Source organism: Mycolicibacterium brumae (assembly GCF_025215495.1).
Lineage (GTDB): Bacteria > Actinomycetota > Actinomycetes > Mycobacteriales > Mycobacteriaceae > Mycobacterium > Mycobacterium brumae.
This window is the reverse complement of record NZ_CP104302.1, coordinates 547,664-570,273: the sequence shown is the minus strand read 5'-3', so window position 1 is coordinate 570,273 and position 22,610 is coordinate 547,664. Positions and strand designations below refer to the sequence as shown.

The 22,610-nt window shown below is 69.8% G+C and carries 26 protein-coding genes; 16 read left to right on the top strand and 10 right to left on the bottom strand.

The features are described from left to right. Nucleotides 1-34: 34 nt before the first annotated feature. On the bottom strand, nt 35-1,246 hold the full coding sequence (locus tag L2Z93_RS02950; protein WP_090589055.1) for an acetyl-CoA C-acetyltransferase: 1,212 nt from the start codon (nt 1,244-1,246) through the stop codon (nt 35-37). 141 nt (nt 1,247-1,387) lie between these two features. Here L2Z93_RS02950 and L2Z93_RS02945 point away from each other — a divergent pair, with 141 nt between their 5' ends. Next, a complete protein-coding gene (locus L2Z93_RS02945; RefSeq protein ID WP_090589054.1) occupies nt 1,388-2,554 on the top strand; it encodes a pyridoxal phosphate-dependent aminotransferase in 1,167 nt (388 codons plus the stop codon). Between the two features lies 1 nt (nt 2,555). Here L2Z93_RS02945 and L2Z93_RS02940 read toward each other — a convergent pair whose 3' ends face one another. Then, nucleotides 2,556-2,996, bottom strand: a complete 441-nt coding sequence (locus L2Z93_RS02940) for an SRPBCC family protein (RefSeq protein ID WP_090589053.1) — start codon at nt 2,994-2,996, stop codon at nt 2,556-2,558. 70 nt (nt 2,997-3,066) lie between these two features. On the opposite strand from L2Z93_RS02940, the gene L2Z93_RS02935 reads away from it, so the two are divergent. From L2Z93_RS02935 to puuE, 7 genes are all read left to right on the top strand, one after another. Then, a complete protein-coding gene (locus L2Z93_RS02935; protein WP_090589052.1) occupies nt 3,067-3,423 on the top strand; it encodes a carboxymuconolactone decarboxylase family protein in 357 nt (118 codons plus the stop codon). Nucleotides 3,424-3,520: 97 nt separating this feature from the next. Continuing rightward, complete coding sequence (locus L2Z93_RS02930; RefSeq protein WP_090589051.1) at nt 3,521-3,778, top strand: hypothetical protein; 258 nt, start codon at nt 3,521-3,523, stop codon at nt 3,776-3,778. 10 nt (nt 3,779-3,788) lie between these two features. Beyond that, nucleotides 3,789-5,492 carry a redoxin domain-containing protein gene (locus L2Z93_RS02925; RefSeq protein WP_090589050.1) on the top strand — a complete coding sequence of 568 codons (1,704 nt, stop codon included), beginning with the start codon at nt 3,789-3,791 and terminating at the stop codon, nt 5,490-5,492. Between the two features lie 28 nt (nt 5,493-5,520). Next, nucleotides 5,521-5,739 (top strand): DUF1990 family protein, encoded by a 219-nt coding sequence (locus L2Z93_RS02920; protein WP_090589049.1) that lies wholly within the window; start codon nt 5,521-5,523, stop codon nt 5,737-5,739. Between the two features lie 59 nt (nt 5,740-5,798). Then, entirely contained in the window at nt 5,799-7,019 is a 1,221-nt protein-coding gene (locus L2Z93_RS02915) for a DUF6986 family protein (RefSeq protein WP_090589048.1), read from the top strand. Next, nucleotides 7,016-7,978: an allantoicase gene (alc, locus tag L2Z93_RS02910; RefSeq protein WP_090589047.1), complete on the top strand. Its 963-nt coding sequence runs from the start codon at nt 7,016-7,018 to the stop codon at nt 7,976-7,978. Before L2Z93_RS02915 ends, alc begins: the two co-directional genes overlap by 4 nt. A gap of 14 nt (nt 7,979-7,992) precedes the next feature. Further along, nucleotides 7,993-8,874: an allantoinase PuuE gene (gene puuE, locus L2Z93_RS02905; RefSeq protein WP_162561917.1), complete on the top strand. Its 882-nt coding sequence runs from the start codon at nt 7,993-7,995 to the stop codon at nt 8,872-8,874. A 62-nt stretch (nt 8,875-8,936) separates the two neighbouring features. Here puuE and L2Z93_RS02900 read toward each other — a convergent pair whose 3' ends face one another. From L2Z93_RS02900 to urtA, 7 genes are all read right to left on the bottom strand, one after another. Further along, the gene (locus L2Z93_RS02900; protein ID WP_090589045.1) at nt 8,937-9,644 is read right to left on the bottom strand and encodes an aspartate/glutamate racemase family protein; all 708 of its coding nucleotides are present in this window, start codon (nt 9,642-9,644) and stop codon (nt 8,937-8,939) included. After that, nucleotides 9,641-11,194, bottom strand: a complete 1,554-nt coding sequence (locus L2Z93_RS02895; RefSeq protein ID WP_193438959.1) for an NCS1 family nucleobase:cation symporter-1 — start codon at nt 11,192-11,194, stop codon at nt 9,641-9,643. Before L2Z93_RS02895 ends, L2Z93_RS02900 begins: the two co-directional genes overlap by 4 nt. 84 nt (nt 11,195-11,278) lie before the next feature. Beyond that, on the bottom strand, nt 11,279-11,971 hold the full coding sequence (gene urtE / locus L2Z93_RS02890; protein WP_090589044.1) for an urea ABC transporter ATP-binding subunit UrtE: 693 nt from the start codon (nt 11,969-11,971) through the stop codon (nt 11,279-11,281). Beyond that, complete coding sequence (gene urtD, locus L2Z93_RS02885; RefSeq protein ID WP_090589043.1) at nt 11,971-12,798, bottom strand: urea ABC transporter ATP-binding protein UrtD; 828 nt, start codon at nt 12,796-12,798, stop codon at nt 11,971-11,973. The genes urtE and urtD overlap by 1 nt, the downstream gene beginning before the upstream one ends. Next, nucleotides 12,795-13,871 carry an urea ABC transporter permease subunit UrtC gene (gene urtC, locus L2Z93_RS02880; protein WP_090589042.1) on the bottom strand — a complete coding sequence of 359 codons (1,077 nt, stop codon included), beginning with the start codon at nt 13,869-13,871 and terminating at the stop codon, nt 12,795-12,797. Before urtC ends, urtD begins: the two co-directional genes overlap by 4 nt. After that, a complete protein-coding gene (gene urtB, locus L2Z93_RS02875) occupies nt 13,868-14,752 on the bottom strand; it encodes an urea ABC transporter permease subunit UrtB (RefSeq protein ID WP_090589041.1) in 885 nt (294 codons plus the stop codon). The genes urtC and urtB overlap by 4 nt, the downstream gene beginning before the upstream one ends. 7 nt (nt 14,753-14,759) lie before the next feature. Next, entirely contained in the window at nt 14,760-16,019 is a 1,260-nt protein-coding gene (urtA, locus tag L2Z93_RS02870) for an urea ABC transporter substrate-binding protein (protein WP_090589040.1), read from the bottom strand. A 153-nt stretch (nt 16,020-16,172) separates the two neighbouring features. Between urtA and L2Z93_RS02865 the strand changes: the two genes are divergently transcribed. From L2Z93_RS02865 to L2Z93_RS02830, 8 genes are read left to right on the top strand one after another with little or no spacing between them, the layout of a single operon-like run. After that, the gene (locus L2Z93_RS02865) at nt 16,173-16,475 is read left to right on the top strand and encodes an urease subunit gamma (RefSeq protein WP_090589039.1); all 303 of its coding nucleotides are present in this window, start codon (nt 16,173-16,175) and stop codon (nt 16,473-16,475) included. Further along, nucleotides 16,472-16,792, top strand: a complete 321-nt coding sequence (locus L2Z93_RS02860) for an urease subunit beta (protein WP_090589038.1) — start codon at nt 16,472-16,474, stop codon at nt 16,790-16,792. Before L2Z93_RS02865 ends, L2Z93_RS02860 begins: the two co-directional genes overlap by 4 nt. After that, the gene (locus L2Z93_RS02855) at nt 16,789-18,510 is read left to right on the top strand and encodes an urease subunit alpha (RefSeq protein ID WP_090589037.1); all 1,722 of its coding nucleotides are present in this window, start codon (nt 16,789-16,791) and stop codon (nt 18,508-18,510) included. Before L2Z93_RS02860 ends, L2Z93_RS02855 begins: the two co-directional genes overlap by 4 nt. 16 nt (nt 18,511-18,526) lie before the next feature. Next, complete coding sequence (locus L2Z93_RS02850) at nt 18,527-19,162, top strand: urease accessory protein UreF (protein WP_162561914.1); 636 nt, start codon at nt 18,527-18,529, stop codon at nt 19,160-19,162. 10 nt (nt 19,163-19,172) lie between these two features. Beyond that, nucleotides 19,173-19,838: an urease accessory protein UreG gene (ureG, locus tag L2Z93_RS02845; RefSeq protein WP_090589036.1), complete on the top strand. Its 666-nt coding sequence runs from the start codon at nt 19,173-19,175 to the stop codon at nt 19,836-19,838. Further along, entirely contained in the window at nt 19,838-20,494 is a 657-nt protein-coding gene (locus L2Z93_RS02840; protein ID WP_090589035.1) for an urease accessory protein UreD, read from the top strand. Before ureG ends, L2Z93_RS02840 begins: the two co-directional genes overlap by 1 nt. Before the next feature lie 33 nt (nt 20,495-20,527). Next, nucleotides 20,528-21,280 (top strand): energy-coupling factor ABC transporter permease, encoded by a 753-nt coding sequence (locus L2Z93_RS02835; RefSeq protein ID WP_234786142.1) that lies wholly within the window; start codon nt 20,528-20,530, stop codon nt 21,278-21,280. Next, entirely contained in the window at nt 21,277-21,642 is a 366-nt protein-coding gene (locus L2Z93_RS02830) for a PDGLE domain-containing protein (protein WP_090589034.1), read from the top strand. Before L2Z93_RS02835 ends, L2Z93_RS02830 begins: the two co-directional genes overlap by 4 nt. Here L2Z93_RS02830 and L2Z93_RS02825 read toward each other — a convergent pair. Further along, nucleotides 21,603-22,604 carry a hypothetical protein gene (locus L2Z93_RS02825; RefSeq protein WP_234786141.1) on the bottom strand — a complete coding sequence of 334 codons (1,002 nt, stop codon included), beginning with the start codon at nt 22,602-22,604 and terminating at the stop codon, nt 21,603-21,605. The two genes, L2Z93_RS02830 and L2Z93_RS02825, sit on opposite strands and share 40 nt — an antisense overlap. Nucleotides 22,605-22,610 lie beyond the last annotated feature (6 nt).

The following is a 22,610-nucleotide window of genomic DNA, read 5'->3' as shown; positions in this document are numbered from 1 at the left end:
TCAGGCTCTCTTCTTCAGGTTCCGGGGCGGGCGATCAGACGCGCTCGATGATGGTGGCCACACCCATGCCGCCGCCGATGCACAGCGTGATCAGCGCGCGCTTGCCGCCGCGCCGCTCCAGCTCGTCCAGCACGGTTCCGGTGATCATGGCGCCGGTGGCGCCCAGCGGGTGGCCCATGGCGATGGCGCCACCGTTGACGTTGAGCTTCTCGTCGGGGATGTTGAGGTCCTTCTGGAACTTCATCACCACCGAGGCGAACGCCTCGTTGAGCTCGAACAGGTCGATGTCGTCGACGGTCAGCCCGGCCCGCTCCAGCGCCTTCTTGGTGGCCGGGGTGGGGCCGGTCAGCATGATGACCGGGTCGGCGCCGCTGGTGGCGGTGGCCACCACGCGAGCGCGCGGGGTCAGGTTCGCGGCCTTGCCGGCCTTTTCGGAGCCGAGCAGCACCAGGGCGGCGCCGTCGACGATGCCGGAGCTGTTGCCGCCGGTGTGCACGTGGTTGATCTTCTCGACCCAGTGGTACTTCTGCAGCGCCACATCGTCGAAGCCGCCCATCGCGCCCAGGCCCTCGAAGGCCGGCTTGAGCTTGCCCAGGTCCTCAACGGTGGTGCCCGGACGCATGTGCTCGTCGTGATCCAGCACGACGAGGCCGTTCTGGTCCTTGACCGGGACGACCGACTTGGTGAAGTAGCCGCCGGACCAGGCCGCGGCGGCGAGGTCCTGCGAGCGCACCGCGTAGGCGTCGACGTCCTCGCGGCTGAAGCCCTCGATGGTGGCGATCAGGTCGGCGCCGATGCCCTGCGGCACGAAGCCGAGCCGGTAGCTGGTCTCCGGGTCCATCGCCCAGGCGCCGCCGTCGGATCCCATCGGGATGCGACTCATCGACTCGACGCCGCCGGCGTAGACGAAGTCGTCCCAGCCGGAGCGGACCTTCTGCGCGGCCACGTTGACCGACTCCAGACCGGAGGCGCAGAACCGGTTGAGCTGGACGCCGCCGGTGGTCAGCGGCAGGTTGGCCAGCAGCGCGGCGGTGCGGGCGATATCGGCACCCTGGTCGCCGACCGGGGTGACACAGCCGATGATCACGTCGCTGATCATGTTCTCGTCCAGATCGGGATGCCGGGCGCGCATCTCCTCGATCAGGCCGACGAGCAGGTTCACCGGCTTGATCTCGTTGAGGGCGCCGTTGCGCTGCTTACCGCGGGGGGTGCGGATGGCCTCGTAGATGAAGGCTTCTTCGGACATGTGGTTGCTCCAGGTCCTGTTCTTGAGTCGAAGACGTGGTCCCGGGCGGGCCGAGCCACTGGAGGGTGGTCCTCGTGGGCTCAGACTAGCAGCATCTCCCAACCAGTCGGTTGGGTGGTTGGTCACGTAGCCTGTACTGCCATGACGGTCTCCCGGCTGCAGCCCTACGCGACCACGATTTTCGCCGAGATGTCCGCCCTCGCCGCGCGGTTGGGCGCGGTGAATCTGGGCCAGGGCTTCCCCGACGAGGACGGCCCGCACCACATGCTGACCGTCGCCAAACACAGCATCGCCAGCGGCGTCAACCAGTACCCGCCCGGAGCCGGCATCCCCGAATTGCGCGACGCGATCGCCGACCAGCGACTGCGACGCTACGGCGTCGACTACAACCCCGACACCGAGGTGCTGGTGACCGTCGGCGCCACCGAGGGCATCGCCGCCGCGGTGCTCGGCTTAATCGAACCGGGCTCGGAGGTGCTGCTGATCGAGCCGTTCTACGACTCCTACTCGCCCGTGGTCGCGATGGCCGGCTGCGACCGCATCAGCGTGTCCCTGGTCGCCGACGGCGCCGGGTTCGCCCTGGACCTGGACGCGGTGGCGACGGCCATCACGCCGCGCACCCGGGCGCTGATCTTCAACAGCCCGCACAATCCGACCGGCTGGGTGGCCTCCGACGACGAGCTGCGCGGGCTGGCGGCGCTGGCCGTCGAACACGACCTGCTGGTGATCGCCGACGAGGTCTACGAGCACCTCACCTTCGACGGGCACACCCACCGTCCCATCGCCGGATACCCGGGGATGGCGTCGCGGACGGTGACGGTGTCCAGCGCGGCCAAGATGTTCAACGTCACCGGCTGGAAGATCGGCTGGGCCTGCGGTCCGGCGAACCTGATCGCCGGGGTCCGCGCGGCCAAGCAGTACCTGACCTACGTCAGCGGCTCACCGTTCCAGCCGGCGGTCGCCGGCGCGCTCAACACCGGCGACGAATGGGTCGACGAGCTGGCCGACACCCTGCGCCGCCGCCGCGACAAGCTGGCCCACGCGCTGACCGACATCGGCTTCGGCGTGCACGCCAGCTCCGGCACCTACTTCCTGTGCGCGGACCCGCGGCCGCTGGGCTACTCCGACAGCTCACAGTTCTGCGCGGAGCTGCCGGAGCGGGCCGGGGTGGCGGCGATCCCGATGTCGGCGTTCTGCGACCCGTCGTCGCCGTCCTTCGCCGAGTGGAACCACCTGGTGCGCTTCGCGTTCTGCAAGCGCGACAAGACCCTCGACGAGGCGATCAAACGCCTGCGGGTGCTGCGCTGAGCTAGTTGCCCTGCACCGAAAGGACCTGCTTGCGCAGCCGATCGGTCGCGGTCTCCATGACGCCCTTGAGGATCTTCTTGACGATGAACCCGGGCAGCGGGATGGACGGCTCGACGGCGATCTCGAAGCGGACCCGGGTCTTGTCGCCCTCCGGGGTCAGCACGTAGCTCGCGTCCTGGGACTTCATCTGCCCCGCCGACACCATCGTCCAGCTGACGCCGTCGTCGGCCCAGGTGTACTCCAGCACCATGGTGTCGGTCATCCCGGCGGCCTTGGCGACGAACTTCACCTGCTGCGGCTTGCCGTCGTCGTAGCGGCTGAGCACCTCGGCGCTCTCATACTGCGGGGACCAGCTCGGCGCGGACTCGGCCTCGGAGAGGACGTCGAGGATCTCGGCGGGGGTGGCTTCGATGAGGATCTCGCGGGTGTCACTGACGGCCATGCCCGGAACCCTAGCCGACCCGTCTCGGACACCTGGCCCGTCCATACCCCTGCGGGCATATGGTCGACAGATGAGCGAAGAACTCCACAACCACGACCTGCTGACCACCCTCGGCGCCCAGGGCCGCGAGCTCCGCGAACTCATCCCGGACGTCTACAAAGGCTTCTCCGCCACCAGCAAGGCCGCGATGGCCGAGGGCGCGCTGTCGACCAAGGTCAAGGAGTTGATCGCGCTGACGATCGGCGTGACCAACCGCTGCGACGGCTGCATCGCCAGCCATGCCCGCGGCGCGGCCCGCGCCGGGGCCAGCAAGGAAGAGGTCGCGGAGGCGCTGGGCGTGGCGATCCTGATGAACGGCGGCCACTCGACGGTGTACGGACCCCGCGCGTTCGCGGCTTTCAGCGAGTTCTCCCAGGTCCAGGCCTAGCCACAGGCCTGGTCAGAGGTCGATGCGCCAAGTGTGGCCCGGATCACACACGCGGCGTACGCTCGTCGCAGGGGGCTGCAACCCATAGGGGTCCGCCATGAGGAATGCGAGCCGTTTCTTCATCGCCGCCTGCGCCGTCACACTGGCGCTGGGCCATAGCGCCGCGGTGGCCGGCGCCGACCCGGACCCGCCACCGGCGCCCGGGTCCTCCTGCGGGGACAGCAAGGTGATCACCACCATCGGCACCTGCGAGCCGATCAACTCCGATTGCACCGGGTACGACTTCATGGTCATCGGCCGGGTCGCGGCCAACGGCCGCTGCGTGTTCCCGGGCGTCGACGGCACCACCTGGTGATCGAACCGGCGTGACGTACCTGCTGGTCGGGTTCGTCGGCGGATTCCTCGCGGCGATCTCCCCGTGCGTGCTGCCGGTGCTGCCGGTGGTGCTGCTCGGCGGGGCCACCGGCCCGGACGCCGACGGCGCCGTGGCGACCCGGACCCGGACCTGGCTGCGACCGGTCGCCGTCGTCGCCGGGCTGACCCTGAGTTTCAGCCTGGTCACCCTGTTCGGCGCGCTGCTGCTGCGGTTGCAGCGTCTGCCGCCGGACCTGCTGCGCTGGATGGGCATCGCCGCGCTGGCCATCCTCGGGGTCGCCATGCTGGCGCCGGGTGTGGAGCGCCTGCTGGAGCGCCCGTTCGCGCTGATCCCGCAGGCCCGCGTGGAGAACACCGGGGCGGGCAGCGGCTTCGCGCTGGGACTGGCGCTCGGCGTGGTGTACGTGCCGTGCGCGGGCCCGGTGCTCGCCGCCATCGCGATCGCCGGGGCCAGCGGCGAGGTCGGCGGGCAGGTGGTGGCGCTGACGCTGGGCTTCGCCGTCGGCACCGCCATCCCGCTGCTGGCCATCGCGCTGGCCGGCAGCCGACTGCGCGCCCGGACCCGATTCCTGGCCACCCACGCCCGCGGCGTGCGCGCGGCCGCCGGAGTGGCGATGATCGCGCTGGCGGTCGCCCTGGCGCTCAACGTGACCGACCTGATCGCCCGCACCGTCCCGGACTACACCAAGACGATCGGCGCCGCGCTGCCCTCGGCGGCGGTCGCCGCGCCCCGGGTCAGCGGGACCGGCGCGCTGGAGCCCTGCCTGGACGACGCGCTGCGCGGCGCGGCGAAGCTGACCGACTGCGGACCGGCGCCGGAGTTCGCTGGCATCTCGGAGTGGATCGACTCGCCACCGCTGACCCTCGCCGGGCTACGCGGCAAGGTGGTGCTGGTCGACTTCTGGGCCTACTCCTGCGTCAACTGCCAGCGCGAGTTGCCGCACGTGCAGGACTGGTACCGGACGTACGCGCCGTTCGGCTTCCAGGTCGTCGGCGTGCACACCCCTGAGTACGCCTTCGAACGCGACCCGGACAACATCACCGCGGGCGCGAAACGGCTCGGCCTGACCTTCCCGATCGCCGTCGACAACGACTACGCGACCTGGAAGGCCTACCAGAACATCGCCTGGCCGGCCGGCTACCTGATCGACGCCAACGGGGTGATCCGGCTGGTGAACTTCGGCGAGGGCCGCTACGCCGAGACCGAACGCGACATCCGGGCGCTGCTGACCGCCGCGCAGCCGGGCGTCGCGCTGCCCGAGCCCAGCGGCATGACCGACCCAGCCCCGGCCGACCGCCGCCAGACCCACGAGATCTACCTCGGCGCCCAGCGGGCGCGGGACTACGCCGGCAGCGACGACGGAGGGCTCACCGAGGGGACCCGGGACTTCACCGCCGCGGACCCGCCGCCGCTCGGCGAGTTCAGCCTGACCGGCCAGTGGAGCGTCGGCGGCGAGTCGCTGACCGCGGGCCGCGACGCCGTCATCACGCTGTCCTTCCACGCCGCGACGGCCTATCTGAACGTCTCCGGGGAGGGCGCGCTGACCGCCACCGAGGGCAGCCACATCTCCCGGCTGCCGGTCGGCGGGGCGCCCAACATCTACCCGGTCGCCGAGCATCCCGGATCCGACGACCGCGTCGTGTCCGTCGCCGTCTCCCCCGGGCTGAGCGTCTACTCCTTCACCTTCGGCTGAATCGTTCGCCCGGCGCTACCGTGGCCGGGTGGACTTCGACGACCTGGCCGGCCGGCAGTTGAGCTACCCCGAGGTCGGCGAGGAGTTCTTCGCGGTGCGCCACGATCCGGACACCGACCGGGTGTTCGCCGAAGTCGTGGCGTTCTCCCGGCACGGGCCGTGGTGGATCCGGCTGGGCGCCCCGGTGGCCTCGGCGGCCCAGCGGCTGATCACCGACCGCTATCTGGCCGCGCTGCGGGAAACCTAGGGGCCCGCGCCGAACGCTCTCAACCGACGCGGTGGCCGAAGTTCTGTGACGATGGACCGATGGCAGAACCTGGCAACCCGATTTCGGCGGCGCAACGCACCCGGATCGACGTGTTGCTGGCCGAGGTCGACGCCGAACTCGCCGCCCGCTACCCGGATCCGTCCGACGACGCCCAACCGGCGCACACCGTCTACCTCAGCGCGGCGGACGCCACCGCAGACACTCCGCGACGCTGGGGCGCCGCGGCCCTGGACCTGGCCGACCGGCACGGGGAACTGCTGACCGAACTCGGTGGTCCCGACGTCCTCGCCCGCGTCCGGGACCGCCTGGCCGCCGCGCCGATCCAGGACCTGCGGCTGGACTTCGAGGACGGCTACGGCCGTCGACCCGACGAGGTGGAGGACCGCGACGCGCTGGCCGCCGGCCGCACGCTGCGCGCGCTCGGACTCCCGATCAGCGGCATCCGGATCAAGGGGTTGACCACCGCCGAGCGGCGCCGCGCCATCCGGACCCTCGAGCTGACCCTCGACGGCGCCGGCGGGGCGCCGCCGGGGTTCGTGTTCACCGTGCCGAAACTGCGGCTGGCCCAGCAGGCCACCGCCGCGGTGTGGCTGTGCGAGGCGCTGGAGCAGGCGCACGGATTGCCGTCCGGGGCGCTGCGCTTCGAGCTGCAGATCGAGAGCCCGCAGGCGGTGCTCGGCGCGGACGGCGCCGCCACCCTGGCCAGGGCGCTGCACGCCAGCGACGGCCGCTGCCTCGGATTGCACTACGGCACGTACGACTACAGCGCCGCCTGCGGGATCAGCCCGCAGCAGCAGGCGCTGGACCATCCGGTCGCCGACCACGCCAAGGCGGTGATGCTGGCCGCGGCGGCGCAGACCGGTGTCCGGGTGGCCGACGGCTCCACCCAGGTGCTGCCGGTCGGCGACGACGAGCAGGTCCGCGCCGCCATCCGGCGTCATCACCGACTGGTCACCCGCTCCCTGGAACGCGGCTACTACCAGGGCTGGGATATGCATCCCGGCCATCTGGTCACCCGCTGGCTGGCCGTGACCGTGTTCTTCCGGGCCGCGCTGGCGGCGGCCGCGCCGCGGCTGCAGGCCTACCTGGACCGCCGGGGCGGGACGATCGTCGACGAACCGGCCACCGCCGAGGCGCTGGCCACCGTGGTGCTGCGCGGGTTGGCGCTGGGCGCGTTCGGCCCGGAGGATGTGCTGGCCGCCGCTCCCGGCGCCGAACTGACCGTGCTGCGAAACCTGAAGGAACGCAAACACTCATGACCGACTCGCTGCCCGACTTCACCTGGTTCCCCGACCTGGCGCTGCGCACCGTCGGCGGCGCCGTCGTCTGGGCCAACGACGACGCGTTCGCCGAGAAGGAGAACCTGATCCGGCCCGGGCCGGCGAAGTACCAGCCGGCCACCTTCGGCCACCGCGGACAGGTCTACGACGGGTGGGAAACCCGTCGGCGCCGCGATGTCGGGTACGACGAGGCGATCGTCCGGCTCGGGGCGCCCGGGGTGATCCACGGCGTGGTGATCGACACCGCGTGGTTCAAGGGCAACTACCCCACCTCGGCCTCGGTCGACGCGCTGGAACTCGACGGCCACCCCAGCGTCGACGAGCTCATCGACCATCCCGGCTGGACGTCGCTCATTCCGGAGTCGAAGGTGTACGGGGACACCAGGAATCTGTTCGAGGTGGAGTCGCAGCGGCGCTGGACCCATGTGCGGCTGCGGATCTATCCCGACGGCGGGGTGGCGCGGCTGCGGGTGCACGGCGAAGGCCGGCCCGATCCGCGGTTCCTCGGCGTCGGACCGCTGGACCTGGCGGCGTTGGAGAACGGCGGACTGGTGCTCGACGCCTCCAACCGGTTCTTCAGCTCGCCGCAGAACCTGATCTTCCCGGGCGTGGCGAAGGTGATGGGCGACGGCTGGGAGACCGCCCGGCGCCGCGATGACGGCAACGACTGGGTGCGGATCAAGCTGGCCGGCCGCGGCCGGATCCGGATGGCGGAGATCGACACGTCGTATTTCATTGGCAACAGCCCCAATTCGGCGCGGCTGCTGGGCCGCGACGGCGACGGCGACTGGGTGACGCTGCTGGAGCCGGTGGATCTGCAGCCCGACACCCGGCACCGGTTTCTGGTCGAGTCGGACGCGCCGGTGACCGAGGCGCAGTTGGACATCTATCCCGACGGCGGGCTGGCCCGGTTGCGGCTCTACGGGGAACTCTTGTGAGCTATCCGCGCGACATGGTCGGCTACGGCCGGCGCCCCCCGGATCCCCGCTGGCCCGGCGGCGCGGTGATCGCCGTGCAGTTCGTGCTCAATTACGAAGAGGGCGCGGAGAACTGCGTGCTCGACGGCGACCCGGCCTCGGAGACGTTCCTGTCCGAGATCACCCCGGCCGAGGCGTTCGGGAACCGGCACATGAGCATGGAGTCGATCTACGAGTACGGGTCGCGGGCCGGGCTGTGGCGGATCCTTCGGCTGTTCGAATCCCGCGGACTGCCGCTGACGGTGTTCGCGGTGGCCCGGGCCATGCAGCGAAATCCCGAGGCGGTGGCGGCGTTTCGCGAACTCGGCCACGAGATCGCCTGCCACGGGCTGCGCTGGAAGTCCTACCAGCTGATCGGCGAGGACACCGAACGCGCGCATATGGCCGAGGCGGTGCAGATCCTGACCGAGCTGACCGGACAGCGGCCGCTGGGCTGGTACACCGGCCGGGACTCGCCGCACACCCGGGCGCTGGTGGTCGAGCACGGCGGGTTTGTCTACGACTCGGACTCCTACGCCGACGACCTGCCGTACTGGGTCGACGTCGGCGAGCACACCCAGCTGGTGGTGCCGTACACGCTGGACACCAACGATATGCGGTTCTCCTCGCCCGCCGGGTTCGCCAACGGCGAGGAGTTCTTCGCGCACCTGCGGGACGCGTTCGACGTGCTCTACGCCGAGGGTGTCGCCGGGGCGCCCAAGATGCTCTCGGTGGGCCTGCACTGCCGACTGGTCGGGCGTCCGGCCCGCGCCGCGGCGCTGGCGCGGTTCCTGGACCACGTGCAGTCCCACGATCGGGTGTGGGTGGCCCGCCGGATCGAGATCGCCGAGCATTGGCGCGCCACGCATCCCGCCTGACGACCTACGTCGCCCACGTTCAACCCGCGCGCGGCAACACCATCAGCCACATCGCGACAGGTTCAGCGCAACTGTTTGACCGGCGGCTTCGCGTACTCCCCCAGCTTCCCGGTGCGCAGCCCCATGGCCACCAGCGACTGCACGGTCAGCGTCGCCGCGGCGACCCCGTCGACCACCGGCGCCCCAATCTCCGCGCTGATCTGCGCGCACATGTCGGCCATCCCGGCGCAACCGAGGACCACCGCGTCGGAACCGTCGACCGCCAGGGCGGTCCGGCAGGCGTCGGTGACGATCCGGCGGGCCTGCGGGTCGGTCTCCAGCGCAAGCACCGGCAGGTCGCAGGCGTGCATGCCCCGGCAGAACCGGTCCATGCCGTAGCGCTCGGCCAGTTCCTCGGACCGCCCGATGGAGCGACTCAGCGTGGTCACCACGCTGAACCCCCGGCCCAGGTGGCTGGCGGCGTGCATGGCGGCCTCGGCGATGCCGATCACCGGTCCGGTGGCCAACTCGCGGGCGGCGTCGAGTCCCGGGTCGCTAAAGCAGGCGATGACGAAGCCGTCGGCGCCCTCTTCCTCGCCGCGCGCCACCGCCTCGAGCACTCCGGGCACGCTCATCGCCTCGTCGTAGTGACTCTCCAGCGACGGAACGCCGCGGGCGTTGGTCACCGGGACCACCACCGTGCCCGGCGCTGCCACCGCGCGGGCGCTGCGGCCGATCCCGTCGGTCATCGATTCGGTGGTGTTGGCGTTGATCACCCAGATCGTCGTCACGACACCGACTCTGCCACCAGCCGGTCCCGGGACGCCATCCGGAGGTACAGCGCGAAGGCCACGCCGCAGCCGATGAACCAACTGTACTGCGCGGCGGTGTGCATGCCGGTCACGCTGCCGCTGAGCAGGACCGGGATCATCGCCAGCACCGCGCCGACGGCGGTCGCGAGCACCGCCACCCGGTTGTATCCGCCGGAGTACCAGTACTTTCCGTCCTGCGACATGGTGAACAGGTCGTCGACGATCACCTTCTGTTTGCGCACCAGGTAATAGTCGGCGATCAGCACGCCGAACAGTGGGCCGATGAACGCGCCGAGGGTTTCCAGCGTGTAGTGGATGACCTCCGGGTTGGCGTACAGGTTCCACGGGGTGATCAGCACCGAGCCGACCGCGGCGATCATGCCGCCGGCTCGCCAGCTGATCCGCTGCGGGCTGACGTTGGAAAAGTCGAAGGCCGGGCTGACGAAGTTCGCCACGATGTTGATGCCGATGGTGGCGATGGCGAAGGTCAACGCGCCCAGCACGATTGCGAAGGTGCTGTCGATGCGGGCGACCGTCTCCACCGGGTCGGTGATGAGTTCGCCGAACACCGGCACGGTCAGCGAGGCGGTCACCACAACCAGCACCGAGAACACCAGGAAGTTCACCGGCAGCCCGAGAAAGTTGCCCTTCTTGACGGCCTGGAAGGACTTGCCGTACCGGGAGAAGTCGCCGAAGTTCAGCATCGGGCCGGAGAAGTAGGACACCACCAGTGCGATGGCGCCGAGCATGATCGGCGCCGACGACCAGCCGGTGTAGGCCACCCCGCCGAGGTTCATCTTGATCGCGCCCCAGCCGGCCTTGTAGATCAGGTAGCCGCAGAGCAGGAACATCACCGCGTAGACGGCCGGTCCGCAGAAGTCGATGAACTTGCGAATGGACTCCATACCGCGCCAGAACACGCAGGCCTGCAGCACCCACAGCAGCAGGAAGCTGCACCAGCCCAGCAGCGACAGCCCGGCGAACCCGTAGTCCTCCACGATGGCGTACGGCATTAGCGAGGGGAACAGTTTCAGCAGCACCACGTCGAGGGCGGCCGAAGCCAGGTAAGTCTGAATTCCGTACCAGGCCACCGCGATCAGGCCGCGGATGATGGCCGGGATGTTGGCGCCCAGCACGCCGAAGGAAGCGCGGCAGATCACCGGGTACGGCACGCCGGCGGCCTGGCTGGGTTTGGCGACCAGGTTGCAGAAGAAGTAGACGATGGTGATGCCGACCAGCAACGCGACCAGCACCTGCCAGCTGGCCAGCCCGAGGGCGAACAGGCTGCCCGCGGTGACGTACCCGCCGACGCTGTGCACATCCGACATCCAGAACGCGAAGATGTTGTACGACGACCAGGTCTGCTTGCCGAGCGGGGCGAGGTCCTCGTTGGTCAGCCGCGGGTCGTAGCCGTCCTTGATGACGCCGCCGCCGACCGGGTGGCCGGCGGCCTCCACGATGTCGCCGGCGCCGACGACCGATCCTGGTGGAAGTTCACGGGATTCGGGTCGATCTGCGATCTCGGTCATGCTGAAAAACGTTAGGAGCGTGGTGTTTCCGCGTTATTTCCCGGGCAATATGAGCTGATTGCCCGCGGGAAATTTCAGGTGGCCTCAGATCGCCATCGCGGCGCGCACATCCGCCGCGGAGTCGACGCCACCGGCGCCGGAGGCGGTCAGCCGGCCGGACTCCAGGATGTAGTAGGTCTGCGCGGCTTCCAGCGCGAACCCGATGTGCTGCTCGACCAGCAGCACCCCCAGGTCACCGCGGCGGGTGAGCGCGGTGATGGCGGCCTCGATCTCGGCGACCACCGACGGCTGGATGCCTTCGGTGGGCTCGTCGAGGATCAGGCACTTCGGTCCGGTGATCAGCGCCCGGGCGATCGCCAGCTGTTGCCGCTGCCCACCGGAGAGCAGGCCGGCGCGCCGGGTCAGCAGTTCCTTCAGGGCCGGGAACAGGTCGAGTTGTTCGTCGATCAGCGCCTTGCCGTTCGGCCGTCCGTCGGCCACCACCTGCAGGTTCTCCGCGGTGGTGAGTTGGCCGAAGGACTGCTGGCCCTGCGGCACGTAAGCCAATCCTCGTGCCACCCGGGCGCTGGGCCGCAGTCGGGTGATGTCCTCGCCGTCGAAACGCACGGCGCCGGAGGTGGTTTTCAGCAGCCCGACGGCGGCCCGCAGCAGCGTGGTCTTACCCGCGCCGTTGTGTCCCATCACCGCCGCGACGCCGTCGGTGGGCACCTCGATGGACACTCCGTGGATCACTTCGGAGCGGCCGTACCCGCTGCGCACGTCGATCATCTCCAGCATCAGGGCTTCTCCTCGATCATCGCCTCCGGCACGTCCTCGACGCCGGCGGCCGCGGACCCGAGATACACCTCCTGCACCTTCGGATTGGCCTGCACCTCGGCGACGGAGCCCTCGGCGATCATCTGCCCGCGGGCCAGCACCGTCACCGAGGTGGCGAACGCGCGCATGAAGTCCATATCGTGCTCGACGACCACGACGGTGCGTTCGGCGCCGATGCGCCGCAACAGGTTTCCGGTCTCTTCGCGTTCCTCGTGGCTCATCCCGGCGACGGGCTCGTCGAGCAGCAGCACGTCGGCGTTCTGCACCAGCAGCATGCCGATTTCCAGCCACTGCTTCTGGCCGTGCGCGAGCACGCCCGCCGGTTGCCCGGCCAGCGAACTCAGACCGATGGTCTCCAGCGCCTCCTCGATGGCCGGTTCGACGGTGTGCCGGCGCCGCAGCAGGGTGCGCCAGGATCGGCCGGCGCCGGCGGCGATGTCGAGGTTCTGCAGCACGGTGAGCTGTTCGAACACCGACGCGGTCTGGAAGGTCCGGCCCACCCCGAGGCGGGCGATCTGGTGGGTCTTCTTGCCCAGCAGTTCGACACCGGATTTGTTCACCGATCCGGTGGCCGACACCAGTCCGGTGATCGCGTCGATCACCGTGGTCTTGCCGGCGCCGTTGGGGCCGATCAAGAATCGCAGGTCGCCCTGGAAGAGGGTCAGGTCTACCTCCCGCACGGCTTTGAACCCGTCGAATTCCACACTGAGGCCGCGAACTTCGAGGTACTCAGTGCCCATGCCGACGTTGCCGCCTGCGACCGGCCCGGTGCTGGTCTTCTCGGTCATCGGGACACCTCCGCCTTCTCGGGCGACCGGAGTCGGCGCGCCAGCGCCCCCAGGCCGGCCAGCCCGGCCGGGAAGAACCCGACCACCACGATGAACAGCAGGCCCTGGGCGTAGATCCACTCCGACGGGAACCGCTCGGAGAAGGTGGTCTGCGCCCAGGCGACTCCGATCGCGCCGAGCACCGGGCCCAGCAGGGTGGTGCGCCCACCGATCGCGACCCCGATCAGGAAGGCGATGGACGGCGCCACGCCGACCTGCGCAGGGGTGATGAAGCCGATGATCGGCGCGAACAGCGCGCCGGCGATGCTGGCGAACAGCGCCGCGGCGGTGTAGGCGACGACCTTGATATTGGCCGGGTCGTAGCCGAGGAACCGCACCCGCTCCTCGCCGTCGCGCACCGCGACCAGCAGTTCGCCGTAGCGGCTGTGCATGAGCTGGCGGACCACCGCGACCACGATCAACAGGGTGGCGGCGGCGATGAAGTACAGCATCTGGCGGTTCACCGGATCCGAAAGCCGGAACCCGAAGAAGGTGCGAAACCCGTTGAGCCCGTTGCTGCCACCGAGGGTGGACTGACCGACCAGCAAGATCGCCAGCGCCGCGGCCAGCGCCTGGGACAGGATCGCGAAGTAGGCGCCTTTGACCCGGCGTTTGAACACCCCGAGTCCCAGCAGCACGGCCACGCCGACCGGGATGACGACGATGGCGGCGAGAGTGAAGGCCGCGGATTCGAAGGGTTGCCAGTAGCCCGGCAGGGTGGCGATGCCCGCGGTCTGCATGAAGTCGGGCACCGACGCCTTGGCGTGCGCGGCGTCGGCGATCTTGAGGTGCATGCCCATCATGTATGCGCCGAGGCCGAAGAACACGCCCTGGCCGAGGGTGAGCATTCCGCCTCTGCCCCAGGCCAATCCGATGCCGGCGGCGACGATGGCGAAGCACAGGTACTGGCCGAGCAAACCAAGCCGGAAGGTGGACAGCGCGGCCGGGGCGACGCCGAACAACAGCACCGCGGCGACGGCGAATCCGGCCCAGGTCTGCCAGCGTCCGAGCATTTCTCGTACCGGGATCGTCATACCAGGCTCCTCGTCCGGACGGTGAACAATCCCTGTGGGCGGACCTGCAGGAAGATCACGATGATCACGAACACGATGACCTTGGCCAGCGACGCGGTGGTGCTGTACTCGATGAAGGAGTTCAGCAGGCCGAGGCCGAACGCTGCGATGACAGTGCCCTTGATCTGGCCGAGACCGCCGACCACCACGACCAGGAACGCGTCGATCAGATAGCTCTGTCCGGTGGTGGGGCTGGTGGATCCGATCAATGTCAGCGCGACCCCGGCCACGCCGGCCAGCCCGGAGCCGATGAAGAAGGTGGTCAGGTCGGTGCGCCGGGACGAGATGCCGCTGGTTTCGGCGAGGTCCCGGTTGGCCACCACGGCCCGGATCCGGCGGCCCATCGGACTGGCCTTGAGCACCAGCGCCAGCACCGTCACACAGACCAGCGCGAGCACCAGGATGAAGATCCGGGTCTTGGGCACCACCGCGCCGAGGATCTCCACCCCGCCGGACAGCCACGACGGCGCGGTCACGTTCACCGCGGGAGCGCCGAAGATGTCCCGGGCCACCTGCTGCAGGATCAGCCCGACCCCGAAGGTGACCAGCAGGGTGTCCAGCGGCCGGTGGTACATCCGCTGGATCAACGTCGTCTCCAGAAGCACCCCCAGCAGCCCGCCGACGATGAATCCGAGCACCAGTGAGATCAGCAGCGAGGCGCCGGCGTTGGAGATGATCTGCTGGGTGAGGAAGGCCGTGTAGCAGCCGGCCATGATGAATTCGCCGTGCGCCATATTGATGACGCCCATCTGACCGAAGGTCAGCGCGAGGCCCAGGGCCGCCAGCAACAGGATGGAGCCGAGGCTCAATCCCGTTGCCAGCTGGCCGATCAGCGCGTCCATGCCCGCCTCAGCCGGACAGGCCGGCAGCCCACGGGTAGCCCTTGAGGAATGGATCCGGCTTGATCGACTCCGGGGACTGCCACACCGTGTAGATCAGGCCGTCGGGGTGGATCTCACCGATCCGCGCGGTCTTGTAGATGTGGTTGTTCTCGCCGTCGATCTTGACCTCGCCCTCCGGGGCGGCGAAAGTGACGCCGTCGGCGGCCTCCTGGACCGCGGCCGTGCCGAAGTCCTGCGCCTTCTCAACGGTGTTGCGCCACAGGTAGACCGAGACGTAGGCCGCTTCCATCGGGTCGGAGGTGACGCGGTCGGCGCCGTATTTCTGTTTGAACGCGGCGACGAACTTCTCATTCTCCGGGTTCTCGACGGTCTGGTAGTAGTTCCACGCGGTCAGCTGGCCGTCGATGTTCTGCGCGCCGATGCCCTTGACCTCTTCCTCGGCGATCGACACCGACAGCACTGGCATGGTCTGCGGGTTCAGCCCGACGTTGGTGTACTCCTTGAAGAACGCCACATTGGAGTCGCCATTGAGGGTGTTGAACACCGCGCCGGCCCCCGAGGCGCGCACCTTGTTCACGATGGTGGAGAAGTCGGTGGAGCCCAGCGGGGTGTAGTCCTCGCCCTTGATCTCGATGCCATTGGCCTCGGCGTAGGCCTTGATGATCCGGTTGGCGGTCTGCGGGAAGACGTAGTCGCTGCCCACCAGGTACAGCGAGGTGACGCCCTTCTCCTTCAGGTAGTCCAGGGCGGGGACGATCTGCTGGTTGGTGGTCGCGCCGGTGTAGAAGATGTTCGGGCTGGACTCCAGTCCTTCGTACTGCACCGGGTAATACAGCAGCGAGTTGTTGCTCTCGAACACCGGCAGCATGGCCTTGCGGCTCGAGGACGTCCAGCCGCCGAACACCGCGGCGACGCAGTCGTCCTGGATCAGCTTCTCGGCTTTCTGGGCGAACACCGCCGGGTCGGACGCGCCGTCCTCGCCAACCAGCTGGATCTGCTTGCCGAGCACGCCGCCGTCGGCGTTGATCTCCTCGACGGCCAGCTTGATGGCGTCGCGGACGGTCACCTCGGAGATCGCCATCGTGCCCGAAAGCGAGTTCAGCGAGCCGACTTTGACGCTCGGGCCGGAGGTGTCGACGCAGGACGCGGCGGCGCCGGACTCCTCGTCGCCGGCGCGGCTGCCGCATCCGGCGAGGACCAGTGACGCGGTGGCGGCGACTGCGCCCGCGGCCAGCAGGGAACGGGAGAAACGAATGTGTCCGGGCATCGAAAGCCTTTCGGTGGGGCGGTGATCGCTCCCCACGCTAAGGACGGTCCGGTTTCAGCCAGGTGACTTCAAGTTACGGCCGGGTTAGGTCTGTCCGCGCACTCCCAAGCGCATGCCGCGCACCCCGGTTCCGGCCGTGGCAAGATCCTCGCCATGCGTCTGACTCCGCATGAGCAGGAGCGTCTGTTGGTTTCCTACGCCGCGGAACTGGCCAGGCGCCGCCGAGCCCGTGGTCTGCGGCTCAATCACCCGGAGGCCGTCGCGGTGATCACCGACCACCTGCTGGAGGGGGCCCGGGACGGCCGCACGGTCGCGGAGCTGATGAGCAGCGGGCGCGAGGTGCTGACCGCCGACGATGTGATGGAAGGGGTGCCGGAGATGCTGCACGACGTCCAGGTGGAGGCGACGTTCCCGGACGGGACGAAACTCGTCACCGTCCACCACCCGATCAAATGACGATCCCCGGCGAGATCCTGTTCGCCCCCGGGGAGATCGAGCTCAACGAGGGCGCGCCGCGGCTGGTGCTGGAGATCGTCAACACCGGTGATCGGCCGGTGCAGGTGGGCAGCCACGTGCACATCACCCAGGCCAACGCGGCGCTGGAGTTCGACCGTGTCGCCGCCTACGGGCGCCGCCTGGACATTCCCGCGGGAACCGCGGTGCGGTTTGAACCCGCCGTGGCCCAGCAGGTTTCGCTGGTGCCGCTGGGCGGCAGCCGCGAGGTGCACGGCATCAGCCTGACCCCGCCCCATAAGTTGGACGAGCGCTCATGACCTCGCTGTCCCGCGCGCACTACGCCGCGCTGTTCGGGCCGACGGCCGGTGACCGGATCCGGTTGGCCGACACCGATCTGCTGATCGAGATCACCGAAGACCGCAGCGGCGGGCCCGGACTCGCCGGCGACGAGGCCGTGTTCGGCGGCGGCAAGGTGCTGCGCGAGTCGATGGGTCAGTCCCGGGCCAGCCGCGCCGACGGGGCGCCGGACACCGTCATCACCGGCGTGGTGATTCTCGATCACTGGGGAATCATCAAGGCCGATATCGGGATTCGCGACGGCCGGATCGTCGGGATCGGCAAGGCCGGCAATCCCGAGATCATGGACGGGGTGCACCCGGACCTCGTCGTCGGGCCGTCGACGGAGATCATCGCCGGCGGCGGGCGGATCGTCACGGCCGGCGGCATCGACTGCCACGTGCATTTCATCTGTCCGCAGATCATGGAGACCGCGCTGGCCGGCGGCATCACCACGCTGATCGGTGGCGGGACCGGGCCCGCCGAAGGATCCAAGGCCACCACGGTCACCCCCGGCGCGTGGCACCTGGCCCGGATGCTGGAGGCCCTCGACGGCTGGCCGATGAACATCGCGCTGCTGGGCAAGGGGAACACCGTCGGCGCCGAAGCGATGTGGGAGCAATTGCGCGGCGGCGCATCGGGTTTCAAGATCCACGAGGATTGGGGGGCCACTCCCGCGGCGATCGACGCCTGCCTCACCGTGGCCGACGCCTCCGGCGTGCAGGTCGCGCTGCATTCGGACACCCTCAATGAGGCGGGTTTCGTCGAGGACACCTTGGCCGCCATCAAGGGCCGCGGGATCCACGCGTATCACACCGAGGGCGCCGGCGGCGGGCACGCGCCGGACATCATCACTGTGGCCGGGCATCCGAATGTGCTGCCCAGTTCCACCAACCCGACTCGGCCGCACACCGTGAACACCCTCGACGAACACCTCGACATGCTGATGGTGTGCCACCACCTCAACCCGGCGGTGCCCGAGGATCTGGCGTTCGCCGAGAGCCGGATCCGGCCGTCCACCATTGCCGCCGAGGACCTGCTGCACGACATCGGCGCGATCTCGATGATCGGCAGCGACGCGCAGGCGATGGGCCGGATCGGCGAGGTGGTGCTGCGCACCTGGCAGACCGCGCACGTGATGAAACGCCGTCGCGGCGCGCTGCCCGGGGACGGCGCCGCCGACAATCTGCGGGCCCGGCGCTATGTCGCCAAGTACACGATCTGCCCGGCCATCGCGCACGGCCTGGATACCGAGATCGGATCGATCGAGGTCGGCAAGCTGGCGGATCTGGTGCTGTGGGAGCCGGCGTTCTTCGGGGTGCGCCCGCACGCGGTGCTCAAGGGCGGCATGATCGCCTGGGCGGCGATGGGCGACGCCAACGCCTCCATCCCCACCCCGCAGCCGGTGCTGCCCCGGCCGATGTTCGGCGCCGCTCCGGCCGCCGCGGCGGCCACCTCACTGCACTTCGTGGCGCCGCAGGCCCTGGAGGACGGGCTGGCCGACCGGCTGGCGGTCAACCGGCGTCTCGCCGCGGTGACCGATGTGCGCGGCGTCGGCAAGGCCGATATGCCGCACAACGACGCGCTGCCGCATATCGAGGTGGACCCGGACACCTTCACGGTGCGGGTCGACGGCGAGGTGTGGGCCGAGCAGCCGGCGGCGGAATTGCCGATGGCGCAACGGTATTTCTTGTTCTGATGGCGCGGGTGTCCTGATGTCGCTGGTGTCGCTGCTGGTGCTGGCCGATTCCCGGCTGCCGGCCGGCGGGCACGTGCATTCCGGCGGGGCCGAGGAAGCGGTCACCGCCGGCCTGGTCTACGACGTCGACACGCTACGCGCCTATCTGCGGCGGCGGATCCGCAGCTGCGGGCTGGTGACCGCGTCGATCGCGGCCGCGGTCACCGACGGCCGTTTGGCGCCGGTGGCCGCCGACCGGGAGACCGACGCCCGCACGCCCTCACCGGCCGCCCGGGCGGCCTCCCGCGCCCAGGGCCGCGGGTTGACCCGATTGGCCCGCCGGGTCTGGCCCGACGCCGAGGCGTGGGACACCCTCGGCCGCACGCCGCATCTGCCGGTCGCGGCCGGTGTGGCCGGCATGCTATCCGGCCTGAGCGCGACGCAGACCGCGGTCTCGGTGGTGTACACCACGATGACCGGGGTGGCCACCGCCGCGCAGCGCCTGCTCGCGCTGGACCCCGCCGACGTCGCCGCGCTGACGTTCGAGTTGGCGGGGCTGTGCGAGGAGACCGCCGCGATGGCCGCCGCCGAGTTGACCGACCTGTCCGACCCGCTGCTGGATGTGCTCGCCGAGCAGCACACCTGGCGTGACCGTCCACTGTTCGCATCCTGAAAGGCCGACCATGCCACCGCATTTCCTGCCCGACGGCGCCGCCCACGTGCATCACCCCAAGCGGGAGCGCAAACCCGGCGAGGCGCTGCGCGTCGGGATCGGCGGCCCGGTCGGCTCCGGCAAGACCGCGCTGGTGGCGGCGCTGTGCCGCGAGCTGCGCGAGGACACCTCGCTGGCGGTGCTGACCAATGACATCTACACCACCGAGGACGCCGATTTCCTGCGCCGGCACGCGGTGCTGCCCGACGAGCGGATCACCGCGGTGCAGACCGGCGGCTGCCCGCACACCGCGATCCGCGACGACATCACCGCCAACCTGGACGCCATCGACGATCTGATCGCCGCGAATCCGCCGCTGGAGTTGATCCTGGTGGAGTCCGGCGGCGACAATCTGACCGCGATGTTCTCCTCCGGGCTGGTGGACGTCCAGATCTTCGTCATCGACGTGGCCGGCGGCGACAAGGTGCCGCGCAAGGGCGGGCCCGGGGTGACGTATTCGGATCTGCTGGTGATCAACAAGACCGACCTCGCGCCGATGGTGGGCGCCGACCTCGAAGTGATGCGTCGCGACGCCGCGGCGGTCCGCGACGGCCGTCCGGCGGTGTTCCTGTCCCTGACCGAGGACCCCTCCGCGGCGCCGGTGCTCTCCTGGATTCGCGGGCATCTGCGTTCCTGATGCGCTCGCAGGTCCTGATCGTCGCCGCCCCGGGCCGCTACCCGCGGATCGAGGCGAGCGGCGCGATTGCGGTGCGCCACACCGCATCCGACACGCTGCACCTGGTTTCGGCCGCCGCGACACCGCTGGGCGGGGACCACACCCGCATCCGGGTGGTGGTCGAGCCCGGCGCGCTGCTGCGGATCCGCAGCGTCGCGGCGGCGGTGACGCTGCCGGGCCGGCACAGCCGGGATTCGCACACCCGCTTCGACCTGGAGGTGGCCGGCGATCTGAATCTGGATCCGGAGCCGACGATCGTCGCGGCCGACTCCCGGCACTTCAGCGACATCCGGGTGCGGCTGGCCGACGGGGCCCGGATCGCGCTGCGCGAACGGGTGCAGATCGGCCGGACCGGCGAGCGCGACGGGTTCTTCAGCGGTTCGCTGACCGCCGACCTCGACGACGGGCCGTTGCTGCGGCACCGGGTGGAACTCGGCGCCGGTTCGATCGCCGACGACGCGCTCGGCTCGCCCCGGGCGCTGATCAGCGAGTTCGGCTACCCCGATGTCGCCGAGGCGCCGTTGGGGATGGCGCTGACGCTGGCGCACGGCGGGGTGCTGTCGACCTGGCAGGGCGACCGATTGCCCGCGCAGCCATCGAATCCGCCACTCCGATAGACAGCCTCACGCGATCGTCCTAGGCTTTTCGGAATGGTCGAGTCAACCGTCGCGATGCACATGGGCAATGGCATCGTCAATTCCCCCACCTGCGCGTTGTTCGGTGTGATCGCGCTGTTGGCAATCGGATTCAGCGCCGTGCGGGCCCGCGCGGAGCTCACCGAACGGACCGCCGAGTTCGACGAGCGGGGAACGAGCGCGGAAAAGGCCCGACGTGTCACACCCGCGGGGCTGGCCGCGCTGGTCACCGCGTTCATCTTCGCCACCCAGATGGTGAACTTCCCGATCCTGCCGGGTGTCAGCGGGCACCTGCTCGGCGGCACGCTGGCCGCGATCCTGGTCGGCCCCTACACGGCCGTGCTGTGCGTCAGCGTGGTGCTGACCGTGCAGAGCGTGCTGTTCGCCGACGGCGGGCTGACCGCGCTGGGGGCCAATATCGTCAATATGGCGGTCATCGGGGTGGCGGCCGGGTACGGCGCGGCGGTGCTGCTGGCCCGCCGATTCGACGCCGGGCGCAGTGTCGGCAGGCTCGGCGCGGTGGCCTTCGTCGCCGCGGCGATCGGGACGGTCTGCGCGTCGATGGGCGTGGTCATCGAGTACGCGATCGGTGGCGCCGGGGACGCGTCGCCGGCCGATCTGGCCGGGTACCTGCTCGGCACACACCTGCTGATCGGCGTCGGCGAGGGCGTCATCACCGCGCTGACGGTGATGACGGTGGCCCGGACCCGGCCGGACCTGATCTTCCTGACCGGACCCGCCGGTTCCCGCCAGGCGGTGCCCGCGTGAAGGGCACGCGGTTCTGGGTCGGGTTCGTCGCGGCGATCCTGCTGATCGCCGGCGGGGTGTCGTATCTGGCCAGCCCGCACCCCGACGGCCTGGATTCGGCGACCCTGCGGGGCTGCGAAGTGACGGAGGTCGACGGGGCGACCGAGCTCACCGGCGACTGCATCGCGCAGCACGCGACCGAGCACCAGTTGGCGGCCTCACCGCTGGCCGACTACACCCTCCTGGGCAATGACGGCACGAGCGGAATCGCCGGTCTGCTCGGCGCGGTGGTGACCTTCGGAATCGCGTTCGGCCTGTTCTCGCTGCTGGCCCGGAACCGGCGTCACCCGGCGACGGCGGCCCGGAACTCCTCGGAGACGTAGAACGGCAGCAACCGCCGGCGCAGCAACTCCTCGAGGTGGCCGCGTTCGTCGAGCATGGCCAGCACCGGCGGGCCGAACCGCAGGGCTTCCTCGATCATGTCCTCGCGGCCGACGCCGACCTCGGCGAGCAGCTCGTAGAGGCTGACATCGCCGTACTTGGCGAAAAGCTGGTCGATGGCACCGTCGAGCAGCGAGCGGAAGTAGTCGCTGTGCCGGAACGACCGCCAGAACTCGAAGACGACGACGATCAGGTCGTCGACGTCGCGTTCGGTCAGCACCGAGGCCACCACCGACACCGGGGTGTCCTGGTTGCGCCGCCACAGGTCATTGGCGATCTCGGCGAGCAGTTCGGTGTCGGCGCTGATCCGGTTGAGCACGAACCGGGCGCCGACCCGGGACAGTCGGTCGGCGCTGCGCTCAAGGCGGTCCCCCGCCCCGGCGAACGGCAGCCCCAGCGGGGCCAGCAGCCGGCCCACCCGGCTTTCAGCCACCGACCGACGGGCCTCGTCGGCGCCGTCGGTGATGGTGTGCCGGATCAGCGAGGCGCACAGTTCGGCGAACTCGGCGCTGTCCAGCACCTGTTCGAGCAACCGGGTGACGAGCGCGGTGTCGGCGACCGCGGCGGACAGCTCCGCGAAGCGGGCGACGTCCAGCAATTCGCCGACGGAGGTCTCGGAGGTCGCGGTGATCTGGTGCAACTGGGCGGCGATCTCCCCGGCGAGTTCCAGGATCGCGCCCTCCACGGGCATCTGCGCCGCGTACTTGGCCGCGGTGTCCTTGATCATCTTCGGCGTGACGGCGTCGTTCAGGGTGACCGTGGAGGCGTTGGACAGCGCGTGGTCGACCTCGTCGATCACCAGGGCGTGGTAGTTCTCGCCGCGCAGCTGGTCCAGGGCGAACCGCACCTGCGCGTCGAGCAGCCGGGTGGCCAGCGGGTCCAACATCGTCTCCTGGTCGGTCATCAAGAT